Source organism: Propionicimonas sp. (assembly GCF_047606205.1).
Classification (GTDB): Bacteria; Actinomycetota; Actinomycetes; order Propionibacteriales; family Propionibacteriaceae; genus Propionicimonas.
This window is the reverse complement of record NZ_JASGES010000137.1, coordinates 1-11,400: the sequence shown is the minus strand read 5'-3', so window position 1 is coordinate 11,400 and position 11,400 is coordinate 1. Positions and strand designations below refer to the sequence as shown.

9 protein-coding genes are annotated in these 11,400 nt (G+C 71.2%); 3 read left to right on the top strand and 6 right to left on the bottom strand.

Going from position 1 to position 11,400, the window contains the following annotated elements; translation table 11 throughout:
* The 4 genes from QM633_RS08685 to QM633_RS08670 all read right to left on the bottom strand — a co-directional run.
* A partial coding sequence (locus QM633_RS08685) for a MerR family transcriptional regulator (RefSeq protein ID WP_415153355.1) occupies positions 1 to 769 on the bottom strand: 769 nt, incomplete at its 3' end.
* 169 nt (positions 770 to 938) lie between these two features.
* Positions 939 to 2,831, bottom strand: a complete 1,893-nt coding sequence (locus QM633_RS08680) for an ABC transporter ATP-binding protein (protein WP_415153354.1) — start codon at positions 2,829 to 2,831, stop codon at positions 939 to 941.
* Positions 2,828 to 4,558: an ABC transporter ATP-binding protein gene (locus QM633_RS08675; RefSeq protein ID WP_415153353.1), complete on the bottom strand. Its 1,731-nt coding sequence runs from the start codon at positions 4,556 to 4,558 to the stop codon at positions 2,828 to 2,830. The genes QM633_RS08680 and QM633_RS08675 overlap by 4 nt, the downstream gene beginning before the upstream one ends.
* The gene (locus QM633_RS08670) at positions 4,555 to 5,154 is read right to left on the bottom strand and encodes a TetR/AcrR family transcriptional regulator (RefSeq protein WP_415153352.1); all 600 of its coding nucleotides are present in this window, start codon (positions 5,152 to 5,154) and stop codon (positions 4,555 to 4,557) included. The genes QM633_RS08675 and QM633_RS08670 overlap by 4 nt, the downstream gene beginning before the upstream one ends.
* A 222-nt stretch (positions 5,155 to 5,376) precedes the next feature.
* Here QM633_RS08670 and QM633_RS08665 point away from each other — a divergent pair, with 222 nt between their 5' ends.
* Together QM633_RS08665 and lysS are read left to right on the top strand one after the other, a co-directional pair.
* Positions 5,377 to 7,404 carry a S9 family peptidase gene (locus QM633_RS08665; RefSeq protein ID WP_415153351.1) on the top strand — a complete coding sequence of 676 codons (2,028 nt, stop codon included), beginning with the start codon at positions 5,377 to 5,379 and terminating at the stop codon, positions 7,402 to 7,404.
* A gap of 68 nt (positions 7,405 to 7,472) precedes the next feature.
* Positions 7,473 to 8,984, top strand: coding sequence for a lysine--tRNA ligase (gene lysS / locus QM633_RS08660; protein WP_415153350.1), 1,512 nt, complete (start codon positions 7,473 to 7,475; stop codon positions 8,982 to 8,984).
* 202 nt (positions 8,985 to 9,186) lie between these two features.
* Here lysS and QM633_RS08655 read toward each other — a convergent pair whose 3' ends face one another.
* A complete protein-coding gene (locus QM633_RS08655; protein ID WP_415153349.1) occupies positions 9,187 to 9,486 on the bottom strand; it encodes a cell division protein CrgA in 300 nt (99 codons plus the stop codon).
* A gap of 141 nt (positions 9,487 to 9,627) precedes the next feature.
* Between QM633_RS08655 and QM633_RS08650 the strand changes: the two genes are divergently transcribed.
* Positions 9,628 to 10,266, top strand: a complete 639-nt coding sequence (locus tag QM633_RS08650; protein ID WP_415153348.1) for an aminodeoxychorismate/anthranilate synthase component II — start codon at positions 9,628 to 9,630, stop codon at positions 10,264 to 10,266.
* Positions 10,267 to 10,498: 232 nt separating this feature from the next.
* Here the strand turns inward: QM633_RS08650 and QM633_RS08645 are convergent.
* On the bottom strand, positions 10,499 to 11,400 hold a 902-nt coding region (locus QM633_RS08645; RefSeq protein ID WP_415153347.1), incomplete at its 5' end, for a PASTA domain-containing protein.

Genomic DNA, 11,400 nt, shown 5'->3' with positions numbered 1-11,400 from the left:
CGATCAGGTCGGCCTCGGGCGCGGCGGCGGTGCCGAGCAGCCCGACCAGCGCGGACGCGGACGCCGGCGCGGCGATGCTGCCGAGGGCGCGTACCGTCGCGGCCACGACCCGTGGGTCCGGATCGGCCAGCAGTGGCAGCAGGGCCGGGACGGACCGGGGCTCGCGCAGCTTGGCGAGCAGCCGCACCATCAGGCACCGGAGGTCTGGATCCGGATCGCCGAGCCGTGCCAGCGCGGCCGCGGTGGCGTCCGGCTGCCGGGCGAGCGACCAGATCAGCACCTCCTGCACGGCCGGGTCGGACTCGGAGGTGAGCGCGGCGAGGAGTTCGGGCACCGGGCCGGTGCCGTCGAGGGCGGCCCGCAGCCGGACGGCCGGATCGGGGTGGGCGAGCTGCCGGGTCGCGGCGATCGCGTCCAGGACGTCCTCCCAGCTGGGCGCGGAGGCCGAGGCCAGTCGGCGCAGCCGGGTGGCCAGGGTCTGCTCGGCGACGATCCGCTGCTCGAGATGGTCCAGGTGCGAGCGCAGGGTCGCGCCCGCATCGAGGGCGGGGTCGGCGAGCGCGTCCGCGATCTCGGCGAGGGAGAGCCCGAGCGCCTTCAGGTTCTGGATCTGCAGCAACCGCAGCAGGTCGGCCTCGTCGTAGCGCCGGTAGTCGGCGCCGCTGCGCTCCGCGGGCACGAGCAGTCCCAGGTCGTCGTAGTGCCGCAGCGTCCGCCGGGTCAGCCCGGTGCGTTCCGCGACCTCCCCGATCCGCCACGTCCTGTCCACCCCGCGAGCCTAACGGCAGGGGGCCCGTCGCCTCGTGCCGGTTGCGCGGGGACGGTTCTCTCGTTCCGATTGCGACGGGAACCGTCCCCTCGTGGCCCGGCGGGTGGGCCGGTGGGGACGGTTCCTCTGCTCGGAGCGGTGCAGGTTGCGGCCCCGGGTCGAGGTGGGCTCAGGCGGCGTCGTCCTCGGTGATCGCGGCGGCGAACTGCGACTGGTACAGGCGGTCGTACGCGCCGTGGGCGGCGAGCAGTTCGTCGTGGCTGCCCTGTTCGACGATCGCGCCGTTCTCCATCACCAGGATCACGTCGGCGTCGCGGATCGTGCTCAGCCGGTGCGCGATCACGAAGCTCGTCCGGTCGGCCCGCAGCCTGCCCATGGCCTTCTGCACGAGCACCTCGGTGCGGGTGTCCACCGAGCTGGTCGCCTCGTCCAGGATCAGGATGGACGGGTCGGAGAGGAACGCCCTCGCGATCGTGATCAGCTGCTTCTCGCCGGCCGAGAGATTGGACGCCTCCTCGTTGATCACCGTGTCGTACCCGTCCGGGAGCGCGTGCACGAACCGGTCCACGTAGGTGGCGGTCGCCGCGGCGAGGATCTCGTCCTCGCTCGCCCCGACCTTTCCGTAGGCGATGTTGTCGCGGATCGTACCCCCGAACAGCCAGGTGTCCTGAAGGACCATCCCGATCTCGTCACGCAGCACGCTCCGGGGAACGGACGCGACATCGACGCCGTCGATGGTGATCCGCCCGCCCTGCACGTCGTAGAACCGCAGGATCAGGTTCACCAGCGTGGTCTTGCCCGCCCCGGTCGGTCCCACGATCGCCACCGTCGAGCCCGGCTCGGCGACGAGGTTCAGGTCGGTGATCAGCGGCTTGTCGGGCAGGTAGGAGAAGGTGACGTGCTCGAACGCCACGCGTCCGGCGACCGGGGACGGCAGCTCCGCCTGGGCGTCCGGGCTCTCCTCCTCGGCGTCCAGGACCTCGAACACCCGCTCGGCGGACGCGACTCCCGACTGCAGCAGGTTCGCCATGGACGCCAGCGAGGTGATCGGCTGGGTGAACATCCGCGAGTACTGGATGAACGCCTGCACCCCGCCGATCGTCATCGAGCCACCGGTCACCATCAGCCCGCCGACGACGGCGATCACCACATAGTTGAGGTTCCCGACGAAGAACATCACCGGCATGATGATCCCGGAGATGAACTGTGCGCCGAAGGTCGCGGTGAACAGTTCGCCGTTCTTCTCGCGGAAACTGGCCTCGACCTCGCGCCGGCGCCCGAACACCGTGACCAGGTCGTGCCCGGTGTAGGCCTCCTCGATCTGCGAGTTCAGTTCGCCGGTCGCCTTCCAGGTCTTCGCGAACAGCTTCTGCGAACGGGAGCCGATCAGGACGGTGACGCCGAGCGCGACGGGGATCGTGACCAGTGCCACCAGGGCGAGCTGCCACGACAGCCAGAACATCATGAAGACCACGCCGATCAGCGTGAAGATGTTCGACAGGATCTGCGAGAGCGTCTGCTGCAGCGACTGGGACACGTTGTCGACGTCGTTGGTGACCCGGCTGAGCAGCTCGCCCCTGGGCTGGCCGTCGAAGTACTTCAGCGGCAGCCGGGTGAGCTTCTCGCTGACCTGCTTGCGCATCCGGTACACCGAGCGCTGCACGATCGCGTTGATCATGAAGCCCGACGCCCAGCTGAGCAGGAAGAAGCCGAGGTAGGCCGCCAGGGCCCAGCCCAGCACCTGGGCCAGCCGGTCGAGCGGGATCGCGGTCTTGGTGGTGACGACCGCGTCGAAGATCAGGTTGGTGCCCTGGCCGAGGATCACGGGGCCGATCGAGTTGAGCACCGTGCCGACGACCGTCATCGCGATCACCGCGACGATCCCGAGCAGTTCCGGACGCAGGTGCCCGAGCAGCCGCTTCATGGACGGCCCGAAGGAGACGGCCTTCTCCCCCGACCCCTGGCCGTGGGCCATCGGGCCGCCACCGCGCTGCGGGCCGTACTTGGGACGTTCGTTCGCCCGGGCCTTGACCGGCGCCGGGGTCTGTTGGCTGGCGCTCATGCGGCCACCTCCGTCCTGAACTGGCTGTCGACGATCTCCGCATAGGTCTGGCAACTCACGACCAGGTCGTCGTGGGTGCCGACGCCGACGATCCGTCCGCCCTCGAGCACGATGATCTGCTCGGCGTTGCGGATGGTGGAGACGCGCTGGGCGACGACGACCACCGCCGCGTCCCTGGTCTCTCCGGCCAGGGCGGCGCGGAGCGCGGCGTCGGTGGCCACGTCGAGGGCCGAGAACGAGTCGTCGAACACGTAGAGCTCCGGTTTCCTGACCAGGGCTCTGGCGATCGCCAGGCGTTGTCGCTGGCCGCCGGAGACATTGGTGCCGCCCTGGCTGATCGGCGAGTCCAGGCCGTCCGACATGCGTTCCACGAAGTCGCGGGCCTGGGCGATCTCCAGCGCGTGCCACAGGTCGGCGTCGGTTGCCTGCGGGTTGCCCATCCGCAGATTGGACGCGACGGTGCCGCTGAACAGGTAGGGACGCTGCGGGACCAGCCCGATCCGGCTCCACAGCAGGTCCGGGTCGAGACTGCGGACGTCCACGCCGTCCACGCTGACCACCCCGGCGGTGGCGTCGAACAGCCGCGGGATGAGGTTCACCAGGGTCGTCTTGCCCGCGCCGGTGGAGCCGATGATCGCCGTCGTCTCGCCCGGGCGGACGACGAAGCTCAGGTCGGTGAGCACCGGGTGGCTGGCGCCAGGGTAGGAGAAGGTGACGTTGTCGAAGGCGGCCTCGCCGTGCCGGGTGACCGTGGTCACCGGCAGGGCCGGCGGCACGACGGACGATTCGGTGTCGAGCACCTGGTTGATCCGGTCGGCGGCCACGGCCGCGCGCGGGGCCAGCATGAACATCATCGTGGCCATCATCACGCTCATCAGGATCTGGGCGAGGTAGGCCAGGTAGGCGGTCAGCTGGCCGACCTGGAGATCGCCGGACTGGATCCGGAACGCGCCGAACCAGACCACCGCGATCGAGGACAGGTTCATCACCGCGAAGACGGAGGGGAACATGGTCATCATCCGCCGTCCGACCCGGGTGGCGGTGTCGGCGAGGTCGTGGTTGGCGGCGTCGAACCGGACCAGTTCGGTGGGCTCGCGGTCGAAGGCGCGAATCACCCGTAGGCCGGCGATCCGCTCGCGCAGCACCCGGTTGAGGGTGTCGATCTTGACCTGCATCGACTTGAACAGGGGCGTCATCTGGGAGGCGAGGATGCCGATGATGGTGCCCAGCACCACCACGGCGACGAGGATCAGCCAGCTCAGCCCGACGTCCTCGCGCAGCGCCATGATGATGCCGCCGACCATCATCAGCGGTGCCGAGATGATCATCGTGGCGGTCATCAGCACGATCATCTGCACCTGCTGCACGTCGTTGGTGTTGCGGGTGATCAGGGTGGGTGCGCCGAAGCCGTTCATCTCCTTGGCCGAGAAGGACAGGGCCCGGTCGAAGATGGCCTGGCGGACGTCGCGGCCGAAGCTCATCGCGGTCCGGGCACCGAACCAGGTGGCGCCGACCTGGCCGGCGACCTGGACCAGCGACACGGCGAGCATGACGCCGCCGATGGCCCAGATGTAGCCGGTGTTGCCGGTGGCCACGCCGTTGTCGATGATGCTGGCGTTCAGGCTCGGCAGGAACAGGGCCGCTCCGGCCTGGAGGAGTTGGAGCGCGACCACGGCGACGACGAACCAGAGGTAGGGGCGGAGGTAGCGGCTCAGTAGACGGATCATTTCTCTCCTTTGGCGATGCCGTGGAGGACCAGGCGGGCCAGGTGGTGGGGATCGGGGGAGTCCTCGTCGGCGAGGCTGAAGCTGGTGGCGAACGAGATCGCGCTGAGCAGCTTGGCAGCCGTGGTGGGCGGGACGCTGAGTTCTTCGGTGTAGGGCTCGAGGGCTTCGGCGGTGGCCCTCAGCACCTGGGTGCGGCCGTCGCTGTCGGGGTGCTTGTGCTTGTGTTCGTGCGGGGGCGGGCTGCCCGGGTGCGGGCCGAAGCCTGCCCGGGCGAGGTGGGCGAACAGTGAACGGACGCGCTGCAGGTCGGCGGACAGGATCACGACGAGCTCGGTGACGCGATCGTCGAGACTCTGCCTGGGCAGCCCTTGGAGGCTGGCCAAGGTGGCGGTCGGCCGCATCGCCTCCTCGATCACGGCCTGGATCAGGTCGCTCTTGGTGTCGAAGACCCGGAAGATCGTTCCCTCGGCCACGCCGGCAGCCTGGGCGATCTCGCGGGTGCTGAGGTCCGGGCCGCGGTCGAGCAGCAGCGGGAGGGTGGCCCCGATGATGGCCTGGCGCCGTTCGTCCGGTGCCATGGGGGTCGCTCTGCTCACGGCCTCCACTGTAGTGAGTGAGCACTCACTCATCAAATGCGGGCCGGCGTCGAGCGCAATTCTGCCCACCGACGGTCAGGCCGGGCCGGGGTCCGGGGTCGCCGGCCCGCGGGCTTCCCCGCGCCCGGGTGGCACCCCGAGTGCGGCGCACCCCCGGCGCGGAGCCGTACGGATCACGGCTTCGGGCCGCCCGCCCAATTCAGCAGGCGTTACGCTGCCAGCGTGCGAGCCGAACACCTGCCCCTACTGAACTCGCCGTCCGCACCCGCCGTCCACCCGGACGGCACCCATGCCGTGGTCTCGGTCGTCCGGCCGGACCTCGACGCGGACGCGTATGTCGGACAATTGTGGCGCGTCGCCCTGACCGGCGACCGCGACCCGCTCCGGATCACCCGGGGCTTTCGTGACACCTCTCCGAAGTTCTCCCCGGACGGGCGGATCCTCGGCTTCCTCCGTGCCGGGCCCGACGGGCCGCCACAGGTGGCGCTGGTTCCGGCGGGCGGCGGCGAGCCGCTGGTGGTCACCGACGCCCGGCTGGGGGTGTGCGCGTTCGCGTTCAGCGCGGACGGCACCCGCCTTGCCTTCACCGCCCCGGTGCCGGAGCCGGGACGCTACGGGACGACCGAGGGCGTCACGGCCGACCACGAGGACCCGCGGCTGACCAGCTCCCTGCAGTTCCAGTTCAACGGGTCGGGCTACCTCGCCGACCGGCGCGCGCAGGTCTTCGTCCTCGATGTTCCGGACCCGCACGGCGAGCCGCCGGTCCGGCCGGTCGGACGGGCCGCCGCAGGGACCGAGCCGTTCCGCGGCGTGCCCGAGGCGCGCCAGATCTCCTCGGGGGACGTCGACCACCACGGCCCGGTCTGGGACGGCGGCCAGGTGGTGGTCGCCGCGTCCCGCCACGACACCAGGGACACCGACCTGCGGGTCGACCTCTACCGGTTCGACCCCCGCGGGGGCGAGCCGACCCTGGTCACCGACTCGGCGGCCGGGGACAGTGTGATCGGCTCGCCCGTGGTCGCCGGCGAGAACATCTACTTCATCGGCGGGCACACCGGCCCCGACGGCAGGATGTTCTTCGCGCGGAACCCCGGCGTCTTCGTCGTCCCCAGGGCCGGCGGCCCGGTGCGGCGGCTCACCGACGCGGAGAGCATGCATGCGCAGACCCTCGTGGCCGACGGCGACGGGGTTCTCAGCATCGATCTCGTCCGGGGCCGCGGCGTCCCCTTCCGGGTCGACGCCGACGGCGCGCAGCTGCGCTGGGACCTGCCGGGCTCGGTGGTCTCCCTCGGTTCCGGCGGCGGGGCCAGGGTCGCGGTCCGCGCGGACGCCACCGGCCCCGGCGAACTCGTCCTGCTCGACCCGTTGCCCCAGAACGGTGCCGCCGCCGGCCCGGGGCCTTCCCCGGTCGTCGCGGCGAAGGCGGGGCTCCGCCCGCTCACCCACTTCGCGTCCGCCCTGCAGCAGGCGGCGACGCCGATCGTCCCGCTCGAACTGGTCGCCACCGCCCCGGACGGCTACCCGGTGCACGGCTGGGTGGTGACCCCGGACGGCGAGGGCCCGCACCCGGTGCTCGTGCTGATCCACGGCGGACCGTTCGCAGCGTTCGGACCGTCCTACTTCGACGAGGCGCAGGTGTACGCCGGGGCGGGCTACGCGGTGGTGATGTGCAATCCGCGCGGATCCGCAGGCTACGGCCAGGCACATGCGGGGGCCATCCTGGGCGCATTCGGCGATCGGGACGCGGTGGACGTCCTGGCCTTCCTCGAGCACGCACTGGCCATGGTGCCCGGCCTGGCGGCCGACCGCGTCGGCGTGATGGGCGGCTCCTACGGCGGGTACCTCGCCGCTTGGCTGATCGCCCACGAGCAGCGGTTCCGGGGGGCCGTCGTGGAGCGGGGCTACCTCGACCCGCGGTCCTTCATCGGGCCGTCCGACATCGGCTGGTACTTCGCGGACGGCTGCCACGGCAGCTACGAGCAGATGGACGCGCAGTCGCCGCTGCTGCTGGTGGACCGGGTCCGGACGCCGACCCTGGTGATCCACTCCGAGCAGGATCTGCGCTGCCCGATCGCCACCTCCCAGCGCTACTTCGCCGAGCTGAAGCGCAACGGGGTGGAGGCCGAGCTGCTGATCTTCCCCGGCGAGAACCACGAGCTGTCCCGCTCGGGCACCCCGCACCACCGCAGGGCACGCTTCGAGCACATCCTGCGCTGGTGGGGGAGGCACCTGCCGCTCTCCGCCCCCTGACGGCAGGGCCAGGTCACCAGCCCCCCGCCGGTCACGGGGACAGCCCGCGACTCGGTAACCTCATCACCGTGACTGAGCCGACGCCCGCCCACCCGTCCCTGTCCGAGCAGGAGCAGGTGCGCCACGACAAGCGCGCGCGGCTGCTCGCGGACGGCATCGCGCCCTACCCGATCGCCGTCCCGCGCACGCACAGCGCCGCGCAGGTGCACGCGCAGTGGGGCGGGCTGGAGGCCGGTGCGGAGACCGCGGACGTCGTCAGCGTGAGCGGACGGGTCGTGTTCGTCCGGAACACGGGCAAGCTCTGCTTCGCCACGATCCAGGACGGGTTCACCCAGGCCGACTCCGGCGTCCGGCTGCAGGTGATGCTGTCCCTGGCCGAGGTCGGCCAGGAGCGGCTGGACGCCTGGAAGGCGGAGGTCGACCTCGGCGACTTCGTGTCGGTGACCGGTCGGGTGATCTCGTCGAAGCGGGGCGAGCTGAGCGTCCTCGCCACCGGCTGGGTGCTGGCGTCGAAGGCGTTGCGCCCGCTCCCGACGCTGCACAAGGAGCTCGGCGAGGAGACCCGGGTGCGGCAGCGCTACGCCGACCTGGTCGCGCGCCCCGAGGCGCGCGACATGGTGCGGACGCGCGCGGCGGTGACCCGCAGTATCCGTGAGACCCTGCACGCGGAGGGGTACCTGGAGATCGAGACGCCCGTCCTCCAGCTCGTGCACGGGGGCGCGGCCGCGCGTCCGTTCAACACCCACCTGAACGCGTTCGACATCGACATGACGATGCGGATCGCGCTCGAGCTGTTCCTCAAGCGCGCGATGGTCGGCGGCGCGGACCGGGTCTACGAGATCGGCCGGATCTTCCGGAACGAGGGGATCGACTCCTCGCACTCGGCCGAGTTCACCATGCTGGAGGCCTACCAGGCGTGGGGCGATCAGTTCTCCATCGCCGACCTGACCCGCCGGGTGATCCAGAACGCCGCCGACGCGGCGCTCGGGACCCGCCTGATCGGGTCCCCGGCCGGAGAGATCGACCTGGACGGCGAGTGGGAGTGGAAGCCGGTCCACCCGACCCTGTCCGCCGCCGTGGGGGAGGAGATCACGCCCGCGACGGACGCGTCCGCGCTGCGCCGGATCGCCGACGCCCACGCCGTGGTGTACGACCCGGCGTGGCCCGCGCAGAAGCTGGTGATGGAGCTGTTCGGCGAGATCGTCGAGCCGACCCTGCTGCAGCCGACCTTCGTGTGCGACTACCCGCCGATCGCCCAGCCGCTGGCCCGGCAGCACCGCAGCGACCCCGACCTGATCGAGGCCTGGGACCTGATCGTGGGCGGTGTCGAGCGCGCCACCGGCTTCTCGGAGTTGATCGACCCGGTGATCCAGCGCGAGCGGCTGGTCGCGCAGTCGCTGAAGGCTGCGGCCGGCGACCCCGAGGCCATGCAGCTGGACGAGGACTTCCTCGCCGCGCTGGAGTTCGGGGCTCCGCCGATGGGCGGGATGGGTCTGGGCCTGGACCGGGTGATGATGCTGCTCACCGGGCACGGCATCCGCGAGACGATCCTGTTTCCCCTGCTCAAGCCGCAGGCCTGAGGTCGTTCCGGCTGCCGCTCTCGCCGTTCGCGCCGGGCTGCGCGCACAGGCTTGCGCCCTTCCCTGCTCCGAGACCCGGTGCCCGCAGCGGCCGCGGCGAACCCGGGGGCCTGCGATCGTACGGGCGCGCGGTGGCCGGCGGTGCCGGCCGGGGGCGGGAGCAGCGAGTGGGTGCCGGGAGGGTTGCTCGGGAGCGGGGCGGCTACTTCCAGAGGGTTGCGATCGCGAACGCCGCGGCCATGCCGCCCATGCCGATCAGGACGTTCCAGCCGCCGAGGTCGGTCATGACCGGGATCGAGACGCCCACCGACGCGGTGATGTAGTACACGACCAGCCAGAGGACGCCGAGCAGGCCGACCGTGATGAAGGTCGGCGGCACCCACTGCCGGCTCCCGGGAGCCGCGACCGTCCGCTTGGTCTCGTCCCGCTTCTGGGCGAGCTGCGCGCGGTCGCTGGTCTTCTTCTTCTCGGCAGCGGCCTTGCGGGTCTTCGACTCGGGCACGGGAACTCCTCTGGACGGAAACTCCCTCAGGATACCGGACAACCCCCGCGGAGCCGACCCGCCGGAACCGGGGGCGCCGGCGCTCACGCGGCGTTCCGACCCGATCGGCCGGGGCGGGGCCGATGGGGGAGAATGGACGACATGGCACGGATCCTCGTGGTCGACAACTACGACTCGTTCGTCTACAACCTCGTCCAGTACCTGGGCCAGATCGGGGCGGACGTCGAGGTGTGGCGCAATGACGACCCGCGGTTCGCCGAGCCCGGCTGGGCGGACGGCTTCGACGGAATCCTGCTCTCGCCCGGCCCGGGCACGCCGCAGGACGCCGGGGTGTGCATCGACATCGTCCGCGAGCAGGGCGGGCGCGTCCCGATCTTCGGGGTCTGCCTGGGCCTGCAGTCGATGTCGGTGGCGATGGGCGGCGTGGTCGACCGGGCCCCCGAGCTGCTCCACGGCAAGACCTCGCTGGTCAACCACGACGGACGCGGCGTGTTCGCCGGGCTCCCGAATCCGCTCCGGGCGACCCGCTACCACTCGCTCGCGCTCGACCCGGCCACCGTCCCCGACGAGCTGGAGGTGAGCGCGTCCACCGACTCAGGGGTGATCATGGCGGTCCGGCACCGCACGCTCCCGATCGAGAGCGTGCAGTTCCACCCGGAGTCGGTCCTCACCGAGGGCGGCTACCAGTTGCTCGCCAACTGGCTGGTGGCCTGCGGTGACACCGACGCTCCCCGCCGCGCCGAGGGTCTGACCCCGCTGATGGCGCTGCGCGCCGACTGAACGCGGGTCGGTCCGAACCGGCCGGGCCACACCCGCGCGGTGGGCGCGGATGGCGCGGCGCAACCTCCTAGGAGGCTGCTGAACAATGCTGTTCCGAGCGAGGACGGGCCGGGCGGGATGAGCGGCAAGGCCACATCTTGTGGGCGATAGTGGCCCTATGCCCCAAGGTGTGGCCGCAGCAGATCGCCCGATCCGGCGCGCCGCAGCCGGGACATGATTGTTCAGCAGTCTCCTAGGGCGTCGAGGGGTCCGTGGGTTCCTCGGTGGCGGTCTCGGTGTCCGTCGGCGTCGGGCTCGGGCTGGGCGCCACGGCGATCACGATCGTGATCTTCACGGTGCGCTTCTGCAGGGTGAGCGCGTCCGGGCTCTGGCTGATCACCGTGCCGGGGGTCTGGCTCGACTCCTCGCGTTGCACGGTCACGTTGGGGAAGCCCGCGTTGCCGAGCGTGGACTTGGCGGCCGACTCGGTGAACCCGATCACCTGCGGCAACCTGCTCTTGCCGGTCGCGTAGTACAACGTGATCTCCTGGTCGAGGGCGACCTTCAGGCCCTCGGCCGGGGTGACACTGAGCACCTCGTTCGCGGTGTCGTCCGTGGACTCCGTCGGCGAGGGAGCCTTCTTGACGTTCGTGAAGCTGTTCTCCGCCAGCAGCTTCTGCGCGTCGTCCACATCCATCCCGATGATGCCCTGCGGGATCGTGCCCTGGCTCGGGCCGACGTTGATCGTGATGGTCACCTCGGTGCCGACCGGAACCGCCGTGTCGGCGGCGACGCTCTGTGCGACGACCCGGCCCACGGTCTCGTCGTCGGCGCCGTTCACCTGCTGTTCGATCGGCTGGAGCTTGGCATCGGTCAGCAGTTGCTCGGCGTCCGCGGTGAGCCGGTTGAGGACGCTGGGGACGGAGACGGTCTCGACCCGGTTGGCGTTGACCATGAAGTAGATCCCGACGCCGGCGGCGACCAGTACCAGCGCGACCAGGAAGGCCATCAGCCCCCAGCGACGGCGGGGCTCCTCCTCCTCGACGGCCCGCGTGGCGGTGTGCTCGGCCGGCTGCAGGACCGCAGTGGCGTCGCCGGCGGACGCGGGTGCCACGGCGGGGACGGCGACCGGGACGGGCGCCGCGACCGGCGCGG

Bases quoted from the DNA above. Each gene is read 5' to 3' on its own strand.
- QM633_RS08650 (WP_415153348.1), top strand. From the start codon at position 9,628: ATGGCACGGATCCTCGTGGTCGACAACTACGACTCGTTCGTCTACAAC.
- QM633_RS08675 (WP_415153353.1), bottom strand. From the start codon at position 4,558: ATGATCCGTCTACTGAGCCGCTACCTCCGCCCCTACCTCTGGTTCGTC.
- QM633_RS08680 (WP_415153354.1), bottom strand. From the start codon at position 2,831: ATGAGCGCCAGCCAACAGACCCCGGCGCCGGTCAAGGCCCGGGCGAAC.